Annotated in this window: 16 protein-coding genes; all 16 read right to left on the reverse strand. The window is 43.0% G+C overall.

The window, feature by feature from the left end:
• Positions 1-63: 63 nt before the first annotated feature.
• The 16 genes from AC25Y6_RS01485 to AC25Y6_RS01560 all read right to left on the reverse strand — a co-directional run bounded on the left by AC25Y6_RS01485 (position 64) and on the right by AC25Y6_RS01560 (position 17,971).
• Positions 64-813 (reverse strand): ATP-binding cassette domain-containing protein, encoded by a 750-nt coding sequence (locus tag AC25Y6_RS01485; RefSeq protein ID WP_488141834.1) that lies wholly within the window; start codon positions 811-813, stop codon positions 64-66.
• The gene (locus tag AC25Y6_RS01490; protein ID WP_488141835.1) at positions 806-1,618 is read right to left on the reverse strand and encodes an ABC transporter permease; all 813 of its coding nucleotides are present in this window, start codon (positions 1,616-1,618) and stop codon (positions 806-808) included. The genes AC25Y6_RS01485 and AC25Y6_RS01490 overlap by 8 nt, the downstream gene beginning before the upstream one ends.
• Positions 1,615-2,586: an ABC transporter permease gene (locus AC25Y6_RS01495; RefSeq protein ID WP_482104892.1), complete on the reverse strand. Its 972-nt coding sequence runs from the start codon at positions 2,584-2,586 to the stop codon at positions 1,615-1,617. The genes AC25Y6_RS01490 and AC25Y6_RS01495 overlap by 4 nt, the downstream gene beginning before the upstream one ends.
• Entirely contained in the window at positions 2,576-4,150 is a 1,575-nt protein-coding gene (locus AC25Y6_RS01500) for an ABC transporter substrate-binding protein (protein WP_488141836.1), read from the reverse strand. Before AC25Y6_RS01500 ends, AC25Y6_RS01495 begins: the two co-directional genes overlap by 11 nt.
• A gap of 184 nt (positions 4,151-4,334) precedes the next feature.
• Positions 4,335-5,348 (reverse strand): ABC transporter ATP-binding protein, encoded by a 1,014-nt coding sequence (locus AC25Y6_RS01505; protein ID WP_488141837.1) that lies wholly within the window; start codon positions 5,346-5,348, stop codon positions 4,335-4,337.
• Complete coding sequence (locus AC25Y6_RS01510) at positions 5,345-6,289, reverse strand: C40 family peptidase (protein WP_488141838.1); 945 nt, start codon at positions 6,287-6,289, stop codon at positions 5,345-5,347. The genes AC25Y6_RS01505 and AC25Y6_RS01510 overlap by 4 nt, the downstream gene beginning before the upstream one ends.
• Before the next feature lie 112 nt (positions 6,290-6,401).
• On the reverse strand, positions 6,402-7,325 hold the full coding sequence (locus AC25Y6_RS01515) for a S66 peptidase family protein (protein WP_488141839.1): 924 nt from the start codon (positions 7,323-7,325) through the stop codon (positions 6,402-6,404).
• A 105-nt stretch (positions 7,326-7,430) separates the two neighbouring features.
• Positions 7,431-9,071: a peptide ABC transporter substrate-binding protein gene (locus AC25Y6_RS01520; RefSeq protein WP_488141840.1), complete on the reverse strand. Its 1,641-nt coding sequence runs from the start codon at positions 9,069-9,071 to the stop codon at positions 7,431-7,433.
• A 59-nt stretch (positions 9,072-9,130) separates the two neighbouring features.
• Positions 9,131-10,111 carry an ABC transporter ATP-binding protein gene (locus AC25Y6_RS01525; RefSeq protein ID WP_488141849.1) on the reverse strand — a complete coding sequence of 327 codons (981 nt, stop codon included), beginning with the start codon at positions 10,109-10,111 and terminating at the stop codon, positions 9,131-9,133.
• A 144-nt stretch (positions 10,112-10,255) separates the two neighbouring features.
• Positions 10,256-11,194 carry an ABC transporter permease gene (locus AC25Y6_RS01530; protein WP_482104898.1) on the reverse strand — a complete coding sequence of 313 codons (939 nt, stop codon included), beginning with the start codon at positions 11,192-11,194 and terminating at the stop codon, positions 10,256-10,258.
• Entirely contained in the window at positions 11,194-12,129 is a 936-nt protein-coding gene (locus tag AC25Y6_RS01535) for an ABC transporter permease (RefSeq protein WP_488141841.1), read from the reverse strand. The genes AC25Y6_RS01530 and AC25Y6_RS01535 overlap by 1 nt, the downstream gene beginning before the upstream one ends.
• Before the next feature lie 151 nt (positions 12,130-12,280).
• The gene (opp4A, locus tag AC25Y6_RS01540) at positions 12,281-14,092 is read right to left on the reverse strand and encodes an oligopeptide ABC transporter substrate-binding protein (protein ID WP_482104900.1); all 1,812 of its coding nucleotides are present in this window, start codon (positions 14,090-14,092) and stop codon (positions 12,281-12,283) included.
• Positions 14,093-14,112: 20 nt separating this feature from the next.
• Positions 14,113-14,991, reverse strand: coding sequence for an ABC transporter permease (locus tag AC25Y6_RS01545; protein ID WP_482104938.1), 879 nt, complete (start codon positions 14,989-14,991; stop codon positions 14,113-14,115).
• Between the two features lie 62 nt (positions 14,992-15,053).
• Positions 15,054-16,022: an oligopeptide ABC transporter permease gene (gene opp4B, locus AC25Y6_RS01550; protein ID WP_488141842.1), complete on the reverse strand. Its 969-nt coding sequence runs from the start codon at positions 16,020-16,022 to the stop codon at positions 15,054-15,056.
• Between the two features lie 16 nt (positions 16,023-16,038).
• Complete coding sequence (locus AC25Y6_RS01555) at positions 16,039-16,965, reverse strand: ABC transporter ATP-binding protein (RefSeq protein WP_482104902.1); 927 nt, start codon at positions 16,963-16,965, stop codon at positions 16,039-16,041.
• The gene (locus tag AC25Y6_RS01560) at positions 16,952-17,971 is read right to left on the reverse strand and encodes an ABC transporter ATP-binding protein (RefSeq protein ID WP_482104903.1); all 1,020 of its coding nucleotides are present in this window, start codon (positions 17,969-17,971) and stop codon (positions 16,952-16,954) included. Before AC25Y6_RS01560 ends, AC25Y6_RS01555 begins: the two co-directional genes overlap by 14 nt.
• Positions 17,972-18,697 lie beyond the last annotated feature (726 nt).

An 18,697-nucleotide genomic window follows, 5' to 3' on the forward strand; every position in this document is an offset into this window, starting at 1 on the left:
TTCAAAATCTGTGACATCCGCCGGAGGCTTTAACAGGGAGAAATGGAACTTAATTTCTCCCTGTTAAAACCGACTTTCCAGAAGTCGTTTTGTATAGGAATGCTCTGGCCGTCTAAATAGTTCTTTAACACTTCCCGTCTCAATCACTTTACCAGCTTGCATGACGACCATTTCATGTGCCGCATCAGCTACGACATCCAAGTCATGCGTGATTAATAAAATCGTCGTCCCTTGCTCTTCATTCAACTTTCTTAGTAAAGCAATAAAGTCCCGCTGCAACACTCTATCAAGTGCGGTTGTAGGTTCATCTGCAATTAAGAGTTCCGGCTTCACGTACAAGGCACATGCAATCATACAACGCTGTAACATTCCACCTGATAGTTCGAACGGATACTGATGGAAAACTTCATTCGAAAGACCGAGACTACTTAAAGCACCGGCCATTTTCACACAAAACTGTTCAACAGTATCCCCTATCCGTTCTCCGGAAAAGGCATAAAGTTGATACTTCATTTTCACAGACGGATTAAAACTGTTTGCTGCATCCTGGAAAATCGTGAAAATATGTGATTTCCTAATTTCCATAATTTCCTCGGTTGAGCTGTTAATTAAGTTCCTGCCATTAAACAAGGCCTGTCCAGTCGCCTTCATACCCACTGGCAAGATCCCGAGCAATGCTGCGACGGTCATACTTTTCCCACTGCCGCTTTCACCGATAATTGACGTAATCTTCCCGCGTGGAATCGAAAACGAATTATTCTCTACAATGTACTGTTCATCGACAACTATTGATAATCCGTCTACCTTAAGCATTTGACCGCCTCCGTTTTGGATTTTTCAATGCTTCACCTATAAAGTTAACGGATAGAATCGTTATGAAAATCATGATTCCTGGGAATAAACCAATCCACCATGCACCAATCAAAATATCATTTTGTGCGTAGTACAACATATTTCCCCATGAAGGTATCGCCGGCGGTACACCGATGCCGAGAAAACTAAGCGATACTTCGATGAACACCGCACCCGCAAAGTTGAACAATGTAACAACAAAAATAGCAGGCACACTATTACGTAGCAAATGGCCAAAAATGATTTGCCACAGTGGTGTCCCGAACATTTTAGCCATTTTCACAAATTCAGTTTCTCTAAGGCGAATGAATTCCGATCTAACGATACGTGCAGTAACTAGCCATCCAGTAACTCCGATGACTAGCGCCATACTCCACATGCCGCCTTGCATAAATGCTTGAAACGCCAAAATCAGGATTAGAGATGGGATTGTAATTAGCGCTTCGAGAAACCGCATCATTACCGCATCTACATAGCCCCCCACGCAGCCGCTAATTCCGCCGTAAAGTACACCGATAATGAGGGATAGAATTACAGAAGTACCCGCAACAGTGAGCGTTACTTTTCCGCCTTCCAGTAGACGGGAAAACACGTCGCGCCCAAGATGATCCGTTCCTAGCAAATGGCCTTCTCCTGGTGGTACATATATTTCATCCATATCCATTTCGTTTGGCGGATGTGTTGAAAAAAGTCCCGCGAAAACCGTCATGATGACAATCACCCCAAGGACCATAGACCAGAATAGAATTGTTTTTCGAAGTTTCATCTACTGTATGCCCCCTTCCGTAATTTGGGATCCACTGCATACATGATGAGGTCGATGACGAATAAACTTAAGACAACGAGCAGCCCGATAAAAAGGATGCCACCCATAATCAGCGGGAAGTCTTTCATCATCACCGCTTTTACCATTAGCTGTCCGAGCCCTGCCCACGAAAATAGAGATTCAACGATAATTGATCCACCAAAAAACGAAGGGATTGTCATACCGATGTAATTCAAATACGGAATGGATGCGTTGCGCAAAATCCCTTTTCTGATTTCACTTTCCACAACTCCATTTGCCCTCGCAACCATTACATAATATTTACTGCTTTCTGCTTTTATACTTTCTTGAAGGAAGCGCGCATAGATACCTATATGGGTTAGAATAATAACGGCTGCTGGCAAAATGAGATGGCGAAGTTTGTCTAAGAGACCTCCATCACCTCCGATATCCCCCGTACCCGAGGACGGAAGAATTCCGAGTTTCACCGAAAAGAATGAGATGAATAAAATCCCTAGCCAAAATGATGGTATGGAAGATGTCGCAATACTAATTGTCGATAGCCCTTTATCCCACAATGAGCCGGCTTTCATACCTGCGACGGTACCAATCCATTGCGAACCAATAATAATGAATAGTAAGGTTACACTTGAAAGTAATAACGTATTTGGCAAACGTTCTAGAAGAATGGTATTAACAGGACGGCCTTCCCTAGACGAATAACCTAAATTCCCTTGCATTGTTTCCTTTAGCCATGTGCCATATTGCACGATCACAGGACGATCAAGCGAAAAAGCACGGCTGATTCGTTCTTTTTCAGCCGCGTTTAATGTTTGTGCATTGCCTCCATAGAAAGCCGTCGCCGGATCCCCGGGAGCCAAGTGCATGATGAAAAAAGAGAGGAAGCTAATGATAAAAAGGACACTTACTCCCGCCATCATTCGCTTCACAATCCATTTAACGTTCATTCCACTTCCACTCCTCGACGTTCCAAAGAAAACCAGATCCATGATGACCGAGTGTTCGCTCTTTTACACCTTCCAGATTTTTATTGATGCCATAAATTGCATTTGCATAGGCAATAAAATCATACGGCGGATCCAGTGCTAGTTCCTTCTGAAACTCCATATAGACTGCTTTTCTCTCATCTGTATCTGTTAATAAACGGCCTTTCTCTAGCAAAGTATCCACTTCTGCATTAGAGTAATCACCGAAGTTGTATCCTGAACTTGTTCTACTCGATTGATCTGTTCTGAACAAAATGTGCGTGTGATGATCCGCGTCGTATGGGCTTCCCCAAGCGATTACGAACGCATCAGTATCTTCAATGGTAATTGCACTCCAGTCGAGTGCAGCTACTTTTACATCAGCACCGATTGCTTTAAAACCTTCAGCCGTGAAGTTTGCTATATTCACACGAACTGTATCGGTTGCAGGAACTGTAATCGTAAATGCTAATCTTTCACCGTTTTTATAACGGAAGCCCTCTTTTCCTTCTTTCCAACCCGCTTCATCCAGAAGCGTTTGCGCTTTTTTAACGTCATACTCATATTTCTCAACTTCAGCATTGTTAAAGGCGTGTTTTTGAAGCGGCGAATACGCTTCCGTTCCGTACCCTTTTAAAATGCCTTTGACGATTGCTGTACGATCCGTTGCGTAGTTAAAAGCACGTCTCACATTGACATCAGTCCATAATTCTTTGTTCATATTATAAAGAATACCGCGGTAATCTGCTGATTCTATATCATGTATGTCAATATTCTTTTCACCTTTCAAACTTATCGCCTGCACCGGGTCAAGTAACGCAATATCGACTTCACCTGATTTTAATTGCAGCGCCCGGACATTACTATCTGGGATGAATTTAAAAATCACTTTTTCGATAGATGGAGTTGTGCCATGAAAATCGTTGTATGCTTTCAATGTCAAATTGTTTCCCCGATCCCATTCATCAAACATATAAGGGCCTGCACCGATGGGGTGGCTATTGAACTCAGCCGTACGCATTTCGACATTTTCAAATGCATGCTTTGGCAAGATTGGTACTGTCAATTTATCGAGTATCGGTACAAATGGATGTTTTAACTTCAATTCAAATGATAGCTCGTCCACTTTCGTCAAAGAATCAACTTCAGTGAAATCTGCTTTTAAAAAGGAAGCATTTTTATCATCCAAGATGCTTTCAATTGTGAAAATGACATCTTCAGCCGTCAGGGCTTTGCCATCATGGAACTTGATGCCCTCTTCTAAAATGAATGTATACGTTAAGTAGTCTGGAGAAATAGTATATGATTTTGCAATGTCTGTAATAGCCTCATTCTTTTCATCGAACCTCATTAGACCCCGGAATAGTAATGAATCTAGGTTTGTCTCTTCAAGAATCGGATTTAGTCCTTCAAATTCGGACTCGGAAGCGTATACGAGGCGATTTTCTTTTGGTTTAGTATCAGTATCCGCTTTTTTCGCACAACCGGAGGCAACGAGTACCAGCAGGGAAAAAACGAGTAAAATCTTTAGCTTCTTATTTAACATAATGTCCTCCATCAAATAACTTTCATAATTGATTTTCCTCACTCTAGTATATTCTACTTCTCGTGGTTTAAGCTACTCGTGCCTTTCAGAGCTAGATAGCATCACGCTGAGCGAAGTAGTAATACCAGGTCTTTCGCAAGAGTTAATACTTCGTTCAAATGAAAATGAAAAAAGCTGTCCCAGTTTAGCGGGATAGCTCGAGTACTGCAACTGCATCAGGTCGTGCCATTACTTGTTCATCGTACAAGTGACAGGCGACGAAGTGATCTGATTCCTTCTCAAGCCACTTTGGCTTTAGTGCTGCACAGACGTCCATTGCATAGGGACACCGTGTACGGAAGACGCAACCTGACGGCGGATTGATGGGGCTTGGCAGTTCGCCTTGCAGTAAAATGCGTTCGCGCGATTCTTCGATGTCCGGATCCGGAATCGGAATGGCTGATAACAGTGCTTCCGTATATGGATGGAGAGGTTTATCGTACAGTTGTACACTTGTCGTCAATTCCACCATATGACCGAGGTACATGACGCCTATGCGGTCAGAAATGTATTTCACCATCGACAAATCATGGGCGATAAACAGGTACGTTAAGCCTTTTTCACGCTGTAGTCGCTGTAATAACTTAACAACTTGTGCTTGTACAGAAACATCAAGTGCCGAAATGGGTTCATCCGCAATGATGAATTCTGGATCGAGTGCGAGTGAGCGGGCAATGCCGATTCGCTGACGCTGCCCGCCGGAAAATTCATGTGGATAGCGATTTGCATGATCCCGACTTAGCCCGACGTCCTCCAGTAACTCAAAAACCCGATTACGCATTTCCACCTTTGACTTATACAACCCATGTACTTGCATTGGCTCAGCAATGATTTCATAGACCGTGGAACGCGGATTCAACGATGCATAGGGATCTTGAAAGATCATTTGCATTTTCTTTAGGAAACGTTCCCTTTCTTTAGTCGTCATATCGTGAATGCTTTGCCCGTTATACAGCACTTCGCCGTCTGTTTTATTGTACAACCCAAGAATCGTACGGCCTGCCGTTGATTTACCGCAACCGGACTCTCCAACAAGTCCAAACGTTTCCCCTTTGTAAATATCGAAACTAATTCCGTCGACCGCTTTTAACTTCTCTCCGCGCCCCACGTCAAAATAACGTTTCAAATCTTTTACGGACAATAAAACCCGTTTTGTCATGCTCGTACGCCTCCTTCTATAATGCCATAACGTCGGACGGCGCATAGCTCACGCGCTAGTATTGTACCTGCAAGTTTCATCACTTCAATTGACTTTCCTGTTGAATGGGAATGAAGAAGCATGCCCTCTCCAAAATAAAACCCGACGTGACGGACACTTGCTTTTCCTTCATTATCAGCAAAGAAGAGGAGGTCCCCTTTTGCCCAGAGCGATTGATTATCTACTGGAATTTCTTTACCACCGCTTGCCTGATCTCCGCCGTCCCGCGGAATGGAATGTCCGCAGGCTTTCAGCATATTGTATGTAAAACCAGAACAATCGTAGCCATACGTTGACATACCTCCCCATAAGTAAGGTAAGTCAAGAAACGCAAGACCTTTGTCGACAGCATCTGAAACAGGCTTTTTCTCAAATTGATGGACGGAAGGCGCAAGTTCTACGTTCTCCTTCAATAACAATGCTTCTCCATCCGGTGTGCATACTCGTAAATAGTCACCTGATTCACCAATATAGGGCAGTATTGAATTAAATGGAATGACAATTGACGGAGTACCGTCCGCGTTCCACAATTGTGCTTTCCCAGCAGTCACTCTACTAAATCCAATCGCGTGAATCGGTTCCGCTTCTTTTAGTTGCGCGAGTGGGACCCATCCAGGATAACCGCGCTCGTCTTTAGTTGAAGGCTGCCAGACAGCAATCACTTTCGCCCACGCATCTTGTACCTCTTCCACGATGACCGGTTCACCGTAAAGCAACTGGGTCTGAATCCGGTTCCCATTACATAAATCGAGGCGCTCTTCGAAAGCTAAGTTTTCGAGCCATTTCGTTAACCTGACTGGGTTTACAATTCCTGGCTCGTCAATTTCCCTGGCAGATTCCGGTGATGTCCACACGGTTGCAACTGAAACGGAACAATACCACGTGTTCAAGTTCGTACCCATCGACCAAACCACTCCTTTTCGTAGGTGTCACAGTCATTCGAATTCAAGGTCAATTTCAGGCTTGTGCCAAACTGGTTTTACTTCATCAGCCGGGCGTTGCATTCAAAATCGATTATTCCACTCCAGGCAATATCGTCAGTGTCTTGTTGTCCGCGTCGAGTTTTGCGCCGATGCCGAGTGGTATCGCGAAATGAGGTTCGCAGTGTCCGATTTTAAAACCCTTCACGACAGGTATGCCGAGATTCGCTGTGTAATGTTTGAAAACTTCATCAAGCGTTAGCGATTCTATCCGTTTTTTCGGTTCAGCTTTTGAAAAATCACCGATGATAATTCCTGCAGCTTCCTTCAATTTACCCGAAAGGCGCAACTGATTGAGAAGCCCGTCAACTTTATAAGGCTCTTCACCGACATCTTCGATAAATAGTAACTTCCCTTTTGTATCCACTTCGAACTTAGTCCCAATCCCACTAGCAAGCAAGGACAAATTCCCGCCAACGATTTCTCCCTGGGCTGCTCCAGCTGTAATGGTTTCAAGTGGTGAAATTGCTTCCGTATAATGAAGTTCCATTGGTTCAAATAACTGTTGGAACATTTTCGCTGATAATTCGTGAAACGTGTCTTTTCCGACACAAGATGCAAGCATAGGACCGTGAAACGTGACGAGATTAGAATACAGACCCATTGCCGTGTGCAGGAATGTAATGTCACTGAAACCCCAAAAGATTTTAGGCTTTTCTTTCATCAACTGTAAATCGATTTTATCGGCATAGCGGGCCGAACCAAATCCGCCGCCTGCACAAATAATTCCTTTCACTTCCGAATCTGCAAACATGTCGTGTAAGTCATTAAGCCGTTCGTCGTCTGTTCCTGCAAGATAGCCGTTGACATTGTTCATATTTTTTCCGAACTTCCATTTCAATCCGAGTTGTTCAAGAAACGCAAGTGACTTTTCCAAACTTTCCTGATTGGGTGGGCTTGACGGGGCGATGATACCAATTGTGTCCCCTTTTTGTAGGCGTTGTGGTCGTATTTTCATAAGTAAAACTTCCTTTCATTCATAACACTTTTGGGCGTTAAAGTACGTTGTAGTATTCCCTTGGGAGCAAAAAAACGGCGCCACAACGGACGCCGCGACTTTCAATTAGTTCTTATCTGCATACTTCAAGTCGATATAGCCAACGGGATGACGCAAAATCCCAGTAACGCCAGGCTTCTCAAGCGTTGTCTGGTTGTAATAATAAATCGGGAAGACAGGCATTTCTTCCATTAGAAGCTGGTCCGCCTGTTTTAACAATTCCCAGCGCTTATTTGCATCTGTTTCATTTTTAACGTCCGTAATAAGCTTATCATATTCTGCATTCGACCATGTTGTTCGGTTCATGGAAGAGTCCGTGATAAAACTTTCAAGCGCGTTCACTGGATCCGCATAGTCATGTAAGAAAGATGAGCGGGACAGCTGGTATTTAAACTCTTTTTGTTCAGACGCAAAAACTGCGCTCTCCACTGTTTTCAATCCTACGTCAACGCCAAGAACTTCCTTGAACTTCGCTTGTAGCGCTACTGCGATATTTTGATGAGATGGACTCGTTGAATACGTTAAGTCCACTGCCGGTAATTCTGTATAACCCTCTTCTTTCATACCTTCTTCTAGAAGCTTTTTCGCCTCATCCTTATTAAATTCAACTAGTTTACCTACAGAATCCCGGAATTCCTTGCCATCCGGACCGATGAATCCGTATGTGACGAAACCGTGCGCAGGTTTCTCTCCATTTTTCGTTACATACTCAACGATTTCTTCCTGATTAACTGCGAGTCCGAATGCTTTTCGAATCTTCTTATTTGTGAAAGGTTCCATTGACGTATTAAAACGGTAGAAGTAAAGTCCCGCTTGGTCGTCAATGCGTAGTTCATCACTATCTTTCAACTTTTCCGCTAGTTCAGGCGGTACACCTGATTGGTCCAGCTCATTCGATTCGTACATTTGATATTCAGTTGTTGGATCATTGACCATAGCCCAATTCACTTTATCGAGCTTGACAGCGTCTGCATCCCAATAATTTTCATTCTTTTCGAATATGAAACTTACATCATGGTCCCATGATGCTAATTTGAATGGACCATTCCCAACAAACGATGCCGCTTCTGTAAACCATTTTGAATCAGCAGTCGCCACTTTTTCATTAATCGGGAAGAAACTTGGATTTGTAATAATATTTAAAAACGCCTCATTTGGAGCCGTTAATGTTACGACAAATGTTTTCTCGTCTGGTGCTTCTACTGCTACATCCTCAGCAGCACCTTCCCCAGTATTATAGGCTTCCGCTCCTTCGATGAAATACGCCAGGAACGAAGCAGGTGAAGCTGTCTCTGGGTTAAGCATATGGCGCCAAGCATAGACAAAGTCCCCCGCTACAACAGGATCTCCATTTGACCATTTCGCAGTATCACGGATGGTAAATGTATATGTCAGGCCATCTTCAGAAATATCAATCTTCTCTGCCGTCGCCTCTACAGCAAGGTGCTCTTCTGACAGACGTGTCAATCCTTCCATCAAATTGTTCAATGCACCCCATGAAACCGCATTGAACCCGACAGATGGATCGAATGACGTTGGTTCCTCACCATTGTTCAGGTAAAGGATCTTTTCCGCTGCGACCGGTTCCTCTTTTTCACCGTCATCCTTCACTTTCTCCGGTTCTTTTCCTGCATCTTCTGTAGCTGTACAAGCTGCAAGCACAAGCGCGAGCAACGCTACCATTAGAAACGTTAACCACTTCTTCATTCAAAATCCCCCTTTGTTTGTCATGAATATGGAAGCACTTTCGTGCGTGTACCCAACGTTTAAGCGAAAACCCGTTTCGCGCGTTCATCCTGCAGCCAACAATCCACTGCATGGTCTTTAGAGAGTTGTGTTGTTTCTGGATAAACGCGGTCGCAGACATCCATCGCGAACGGACATCTTGCAGTAAATGGACATCCTTTCGGCGGTGAGAATAAATCCGGCGGTGTTCCCTCAATCGGTTGTAACTCTTCCTCTTTCAAGTCAAGCCTCGGTACAGATTTCAGCAGTCCTTGTGTATACGGGTGTTTTGGTGTGTAGAAAATTTCTCGTTTCTCCCCAATTTCAATTACTTTTCCTGCATACATGACTGCGATGCGGTCTGCGATCTTGGCAACGACACCGAGATCATGCGTAATCAGAATGATTGAGACACCCGTCTTCTCTTGGATTTCATCGAATAACTCAAGAATTTGTGCTTGAATTGTAACGTCAAGCGCGGTTGTCGGCTCATCTGCAATTAACAGCTCCGGTTCACAGATAAGTGCAATCGCAATGACAATACGTTGCCTCATTCCTCCTGAAAACTGATGCGGGTATTGTTTCAGCCGCTCTTGTGGATTTGGAATACCGACGAGTTCCAGCATTTCAATCGCTTTCTTCCGTGCATCTCCTTTACTTACTTTGTGATGCGTCCGATAGCCTTCAGTTAACTGTTCGCCAATTTGGAGTGTCGGATTAAGCGCTGTCATCGGATCTTGAAAAATCATAGAAATATCAACGCCTTGAATCTTCCGATGGCCTGCTATGTTCAGTTTGGTCAGGTCTTTCCCTTTGAATAAGACCTTGCCATCCTTTATTCGCCCTGGCGGCTGTGGGATTAACCCCATGATTGTATTTGCTGTGACACTCTTCCCGCATCCTGATTCTCCTACAATTGCGAGCGTCTCCCCTTTGTACAGTTCGAACGACACGCCACGTAGCGCCTGGACTTCTCCACCAAACGTTTTGAAAGATACGTGTATATTTTCCACAGAAAGCACTTTCTCAGTTGAAACTGCTTTACGCCTTCTTTTTTTGCCATGCTGTTTCTCAGAATCTACTTGCCTGTCAAAAAGGAGCACGTCCTCCTGCCTATTACAGACCAGTGCTTTCGCATTATCCAATTGATGTTCATTCAAAACCCATCACCCCCTCAACTTCGGATCGAGCGCGTCTTGCATACCGTCACCTAGGACGTTAAATGCAAACATCGTCATTGAAATGAAAAATGCCGGGAAGAACAAACGCCACCAGTGACCCGACAAAATAACTGGAAGTGCATCGTTCGCCATGACGCCCCAACTTGCAAATGGAACTTGAATGCCGAGTCCGAGGAAGCTTAGGAAAGCCTCCGCAAATATGGCACTTGGTACAGTAAGTGTCATCTGGACGATAATTGGACCCATTGTATTTGGCAATAAATTTTTCCGAATGATCCTCGGAGTCTTCGCCCCAAACGATTTCGAAGCAGTAACAAATTCATAATTTTTAATTTGGAGGACTTGTCCCCTCACGATACGGGCCATTCCGACCCAGCCTGTGATGGTTAGTGCAATGATGATTGTCGTCAAACTCGCACCCATCACAACCATCAATAAGATAACAACAAGCAAATGCGGCAACCCATAAAGTATTTCAATAATGCGCATCATAAGTGTGTCGGTTCGCCCGCCTTTATACCCACTAATGCCTCCATAGATAATGCCTATGAAGAAATCGATTAAGGCTGCCATGACTCCTACGAATAGCGAAATACGTGCGCCATACCATGTACGGGTAAAGACATCACGCCCCGCTTCATCTGTTCCAAACCAATGTTCAGCAGAAGGTGCTTTATTCTGATTCGGATAATCTGTTCCCGTCACAGAATGTGGTGAGAGTAACGGCCCAAATAGTGCACACAACGTTAAGACGATAAGAAAAATAAGTCCCGCCATCGCTAGTTTGTTTTTTCGCAAGCGGTGCCAGGCATCTTTCCAATAGGATAATGATGGTCTTATGACTGATTCTTGTTTACCCGCGTCCTTCTCCTTTGGTCTGAACCACTCATCCGGAACGACTACCCTTTCTTCTCGCTGCACCATTACACATCACCATCCTTCCTGTGAAGTTTAATGCGCGGATCTAGGAAGCCGTAAACGATGTCAACGAGGAACAGCATAAAGACGAGAAATGCGCTGTAGAAAACGGTAGATCCCATAATAACTGGGTAATCTCGATTATTAATACTTTCAACGAAATATTTACCCATTCCCGGTATCGCAAAAATTTTCTCAATGACAAATGTCCCTGTTAATATACCTGCAAGCATCGTTCCCATTATCGTGACAACTGGTAAAAGTGCATTACGCAGTGCGTGACGCACAACGATGCGAAACGGTGAAAGTCCCTTCGCGCGTGCCATCTTCATATAGTCTTGCGTCAGAACTTCTAGCATGCTTGCCCTAGTTAGCCTTGCGATGATTGCAGTCGGGCCTGTTGCCAGTGCCAATGTTGGCAATATCATATGAAGAGGGCTACTCCACGTCGCCGGCGGCAACAATTGCCATGTGACGGCGACTTGCTGGATTAATAGTGTAGCAAGTACGAAGTTCGGAACGGATATTCCTATAACAGCAAACGTCATAGCCATATAATCAATAAACCCGTTATGCCGCAGAGCAGCAAATGTACCAAGAATGATGCCCGATACAACCGCGACCAAAATGGTGATCATCCCAAGCTCAAATGATATTGGGAATCCTCTTGCTAGTAAGCTGTTAACGGACTCATTCGGTTTCTTTATGGACGGCCCAAAATCAAATGTCGCAATTGACTTTAAATAATACACATATTGAACGCCAACTGGCTGATCAAGCTTATAGAATTTTTCAAGATTTTCCTGGATTGTTGGATTCGACGTCCTTTCTTCATCGAATGGCGATCCAGGTATCGCATGCATGAGGAAAAAGGTCAATGTTGCAATGATAAGTATCGTAGCAATCATCATGAAGAAGCGTTTTACTATGTACACCGCCATGCGTTATCCCCCCAACCCACTTATCTATCAAATCTAAATATTCTATTAATTAGTTACCTGTAATTGTAACATTTTTTGGTTTAATTGCAATAACTCTCCAAAATAAAAACCGTTACCTGGAATAATCCAGGTAACGGTTTTTAATTTGTAATTATTCGCTTACACCCATTTCGAACAGGCGAATTTCAGATGCCGGATCGATAGAGTAGTTAACAATGCGCTTGTTAACACCCATTAGAGAGTAACGGTAAACAGTTGGTGCTACAGGAACGTCTTCAACCATAAGCGCTTGCCATTGATTGTAGATGTCTTTACGGAACTCAGTGTCAAATGACTTTTCTGATGTACCAGCTGCAAGAAGCTCGTCGTTCTTTTCGCTCGTGTAACGCGTGTAGTTGAACGCTGCAGTTCTGCCGTATAGACCTTCAGGATCCGGATCTGTTCCAGTTCCCCATGCAGCTTGATAAATATCAATTTTAGGATCATCAAGTTCTACCATATCGTAGAATGAGTTGAATTCATGTAGACGACCGTCTAGAAGTTGTACCTTAATACCTACGTCACCCCAGTTTTGAATATAGAATTGTGCAATTGGTTCTGCCGTTTCTCCGCCTTCCATTGAAGCGAAGTTAAGAACGAATTCTTTACCTTCTGGATCTTCACGGAAACCGTCGCTGTCAGTGTCAACGTATCCAGCTTCGTCAAGAAGTGCTTTTGCTTTTTCAGGATCATATGAGCGTCCTTCGATGCTCGCATCGTGGAAGCTTGCGAATACAGGTATAATCAGGCTTGTTGCAGGGAAACGAAGACCGTGGTAAAGTTCTTTACCAATTGTTTCGTTATCCATTGCATGCCACATTGCTTGACGTACTAGTTTGTTAGATAGTTTTGCGTTAGGATCAGTGATGTTTTCTTTCTTAGCTGCATCCCATTTACCAAGTTTGAAACCGATATATGTGTATGCAGTGTCAACTTTTGCAAGAAGTTCGATGTTATCGAGTCCTTTTGCCACCTCGTATTGATCAACCGGAATCTCTGCATAATCGATTTCGCCTTTTTTAAGTGACTCAATTACTGATGCAGAGCTTACTACTTTAAGATCGATTGATTTTAGTGCTGGTTTACCTCTCCAGTACTCATCATAGCGTTCGAAAAGAACTGATTCGCCCGGAATAACTTTTGTAACTTTGTATGGTCCGAAACCAATCGGCTTCGTTCGGATTTTTTCAGATGCTACGATTTCGTCAAGTGAAGCGATATCGCCTAGATAGTGTCTAGGTGTTGGCGAAGACCAGAAACCTGAGAGAAGTGATGGTGTAGCTTCTGTGAATGTAACCGCAATTGTTTTATCGTCTTTTACTTCAATACCAGAAATTTTGTCAGTTTTACCTTCATGATACTCAGGCATACCTGCTACGTTTTCAATCATGAACGTGTAGCGTTCTCCTGTGTAATCAGGATGACCAAGAAGTTCATATGAGTATAGAAGGTCATCTGCTTTTACAGGCTCACCATCATGCCATTTAACGCCATCTTTGATAGTAACGGTAATTGTTTTGTTGTCATCAGAGATTGTATAGTCTGCTGCACCGTTGTTCGTGATCAAATAGTCACCGTCAACGTCTAAAAGATCTTCGTCAAAGAATTCGATTATATCAAAGTCTGGAGCTCCAGAGTAGAATACGCGGTTCAATGTACCTTCAAATGGCGTATCGGATACAAGACCAAATGTTACTTCACCGTCTTCTACAACTGTCCCAGTGTTTGAAACATCAAGTGGGAATACGAGTTCTCCGCTTTCATCAGCAGGCTCTTCTTCTTTTCCGTCCTCTGTTTTTGTTCCTTCTTTGCCTTCGTCTTTACCTTTGTCGCCATCTGTGCTTTTTTCACCTGCACATGCAGCTAAAAACATGCTGAGAACAAGCATCAGACCAACGAGTAGCATAAGTTTCTTTTTTACCAATTGTATTACCTCCCCTTTTTTTAAGCTAATCTTTGCCTTGCGTCGGACGCACGTTTAACCGCTTGCCCAACATAATTTATACACAGCATCATTACTAAAATCAGTAATGCTGCGGGTAACCATATCCACCACTTATTTTGCACAACATCCGGATTTACCGCATAGCTGATTAGAGAGCCGAGAGAAGGCGTTCCTGCCGGCAGTCCAAATCCTAGGAATGTAAGACCTGTCTCTAATCCGATATTCCCCGCAAGTGTCAGTGTCATATTAACTATGACAAGTGAACTCAGGTTGGGAAAAAGCTCGAAAAACATAATTCTCCAACTCGGGGTGCCCAATGTCTTAGAAGCATTGATATAATCGAGTTCCCTTTCAGCAAGTCCTCGAGAGCGAATTAGACGTGCTTTACCAAACCAAGCAAATGCGCTCATGATTAAGATGAAATTGAAAATCGTATATTTTGGAACAATAACTACGAAAACAATGATGATCATAAGTGACGGCAATACCATTAGGAAGTCAATGATACGCATAATAATATTGTCGACGAGCCCTCCGTAGAAGCCTGAAATCAGACCAACCGTCAATCCAAAAACACCTGCTATTAAAGTTACACTTAAACCAATTGTAAAAGAGTTCCTTGTCCCTAGCAGTAGCTGGCTGAGCACATCTCGTCCGCCATCATCCGTCCCAAGCCAATTGGCTGCAGATGGTGCTTTCCAGTTGTTAAAGAAGTTAACGCGAGTCATCGCTACTTGGTCAATGAATAATGGAGATGTATAGGCGGCCAACAGAATGATCGTTAGTAAGATTAGTGAACCCAAGGCCATCTTGTCGTTCTTTATTTCACGCCAGATTGTTTTCAAAAATGAAGGATTATTCAATTTTTCTTTTGCCATTAGTTCTTTTTCATTTAAGACTACCACTCGTTTCCCCTCCTCATCTTTTCTCTTCATTTTCATCAGTCAATACGGATACGTGGATCGACAATGCTGAGGATAATATCCGATAGCATCGTCCCGACAATTGCAGCTGCGCCTGAAATCATGACAAGAGCTGTAACCACCGTAAAGTCACGTCCCAAGACCGACTCTATGAAAAGTTTTCCGAGTCCGGGATAACTGAAAATCATTTCGATGAAGATTGAACCGGCAATAAGACCAGTAATTTCATAGCCCAGAAATGCCGCAATCGGTAGCAAAGAGTTGCGTAAGATATGACGCGTATACACTTTACCTTCCGGAACCCCTTTAGCACGGGCAGTCTTGACGAAATCTTTCAACTTTGTATCGATAATATCGTTACGTAAGTATTGGATGGTCCCGAACGTCATAAGTAATGCACCTGACATGACGGGTAAAACGAGGTGTTCCACTTTACTGACGATATATTCCCACGATCCTGCCTCAGCCCGTATGTCGACACTGCCACCGATTGGAAACCAACCTAATATGAAGCTGAATAAAAACAGCATTAATAACGCAAAAACGAATAGCGGTGTTGCAAATGCGAAGTAATTATACGTGACAATGATTTTATCCACCCACGTATCTGTCCATCTCCCAGCAATAATGCCAAGTGGAATAGCAATTATATACGTGACAATTAATGTACCTATTGCTAACAGCAGTGTATTGGCAACTCTCCCGGCAAGTAATGTCGTGACCGGTTGTTTGTGCGTATATGACTGACCTAAGTCACCCTGAACCGCATTTCCAATCCATGTTCCATATTGAACATACCAAGGATCATTAAGACCAAGTTTTTCACGAATCTTCTCTATTTGTTCTGGCGTTGCATCCGGGTTGCCCTGAAAGGCACTCGTTACCGCATCGCCCGGCATTGCTTTTGCAAGCAAAAAGATTATTAAGCTGAGAAGGATTAGTTGCGGAATCATGATTAACGTTCTTCTAAGAATAAATGTCAGCATCTTTTCATAATCTCCTTTACTGCAATGCAACGGAATGCGTATCGGAAACCCTCTTCAGATCGAACATCCGTCCATCTTTATCGAAATAACTATCATAGTTTGCCCGGTATTCTTCGTTAATGGACTTACGAAGATTCGTTTTCTCAAATCGCTTTTCCGGGTTCATTTCCGGAATTGCTGCAATTAGTCTTTTCGTGTATAAGTGCTGAGGATTATTGTAGACATCAGCCGCCGTACCTTCTTCAACAAAACGACCTTTATACATGATTCCGATACGGTCACACATATGCTGTATGATGCCCAAGTCATGCGATATGAACAAGTACGTCAGATTAAATTCTTTTTGGATTTCCTGCATGAAGTTCAAAACCTGTGCCTGAACCGATACATCCAGTGCTGAAACAGGTTCATCTGCAATAATCAATTTCGGATTCAATGTCAGTGCTCGCGCGATACCAATACGCTGCCTTTGCCCACCGGAAAATTGGTGGGGGTATTTGTAAATCGACTCCGGATTCAATCCAACTCGTTCAATTAGCGCTTGAACCTTTTTCAATTCTTCACCAGGTGACATGCGTTCATAATTCCGTAGCGGTTCAGCAATTATACTCAAGACATTCTTCCGTCCATTCAGTGATGAATACGGATCCTGGAAAATCATTTGAATATCTTTTGTATGTATTCTTTTTTCTGAACGTCTCAGTTTTGCAAGGTCATTTCCTTCGAACAAAATTTCCCCGCTTGTTGCATTATTTAGTCCTATAATTGCTCGTCCAGTTGTCGTCTTACCACAACCAGACTCACCCACAAGACCGTATGTTTCACCTGGTTGCAAGTCAAAACTTACACCGTCAACTGCTCTTACTTGATCGACGACACGACGGAGAAAACCACCACGAATTGGATAATGTACTTTTAAGTTATTGACTCTAAGTAATGACATAATTCACTTCTCCTAATCTCTCCTCTGGGAAGTGGAAGTTTTTGTAGCAACTGCAACGAACGAAATGTCCTGGCAGTGCTTCATTTAGTTTGGGATTCACTTCATGCTCTTCCTTAGCCACCCATTGAATTCTTGGGGCAAACCTGCAACCTTCACGGTCCAAATTTTGTATAGAAGGCACGATTCCTTCGATAACATGAAGTTTCGCCTTCGCTTCCATATTCGCAGGAATTGAATTTAGCAGTGAGCGTGTATAGGGATGCAACGGATTAGCGAATAGCTCACGAACCTCCGCAATTTCCACTATTTCTCCGGCATACATAACCGCTACACGGTCAGCCATTTCAGCTACGACACCCAGGTCATGCGTAATTAGGATAATGCCTGATTTGATTTGGTTTTGAAGTTCCTTCATGAGATCCATGATTTGCGCTTGAATCGTTACGTCCAAAGCAGTCGTAGGCTCATCCGCAATTAGAACAACTGGATCACAAGCTAACGCAATCGCAATGACGACACGTTGTCTCATACCACCAGACAATTCATGTGGGTATTGCTTATAAACGCGTTGTTCATTCTTAATACCTACACGGTTCAGAAGATCAAGAACACGTTTCTTTTTAGCCGCAGACGAAAGATTCATGTGATAATCCATAGGTTCTTCAATCTGTCTGCCAATTGTCGCCAACGGATTGAGTGCAGTCATCGGGTCTTGGAAAATCATTCCTATGTCTTTGCCTCGGACTTTGTTCAACTTGCGCGCTGTCAGATTCAAAAGATTCTGATCTTTGAAGTTAACTTGCCCCTCAAGTTTCGTCGTTTTCTTATTATGAAGACCCATAATGGAAAGGGCTAATGCACTTTTTCCGCAACCCGACTCTCCTACAATTGCGACCACTTCATTCTCATGGACTGTTAAGGAAACATCATCAACCGCTGCATAGTAATCACCCTTAATTTTAAACGAGGTGCGGAGATGTTCAATTTCCAATACTGGATTTCCCAAGAAAACTTCCTCCTTACATAACGTAAACTTATGAAAAATGAATAGTAAATTTTCTGATATTTAATCGCTTGCCCCAATATACTACAGAAAAATCTAGTTGACAATACTATTTTATTAGAATACTAAATACACGAAATATTTCACATGTGACAAATATATTACAAACGCCGATATGAAAGCGTTTCCAAGTCCGAAATACTTTTTAAGTTTTTTTTGGATTTATATTCTTTTTCTGTCTAAAATACAAAAAGGATTCCATCCCTTTTGGGCGAAATCCTTTTTTGGTAAACATATAGTGTTAGTGATTTTGCATGTCTATTGATCAACCATTTGCTTGCCTAAAATGCTGGACAGTCGGGCTTGAAAACCGGAACTTTCACCGAGGGGCAAGTGTGGTAAATAATTACCCGCCACATTCCTACAATATACAAGTGAAAAATGCAGTTGTTCTGAAAAAAAGAATAGTTGACTTTCTATAGAGATTGTAAGTGCTAGATGATGAAATTTCGGGCACATAAGCACATCTTACATTGTATTCTCTGCTTTAATCTATAAGAAAGTGACACTTACTTTAACTAAAAATAGACTCTCCAGCGCAGGTGCGACTTCGTGGTAACCGATGCGGTAAGACTGAAAACGGGCTTCTTTCTAGCTTAGCGGAGGCCACTGAAAAGTTCTTTTTTATAATAAGAACTAGTTGATTGTAGTGGAGAGCGGCGACTCCAG

This window comes from Sporosarcina sp. Y1004 (assembly GCF_057669665.1).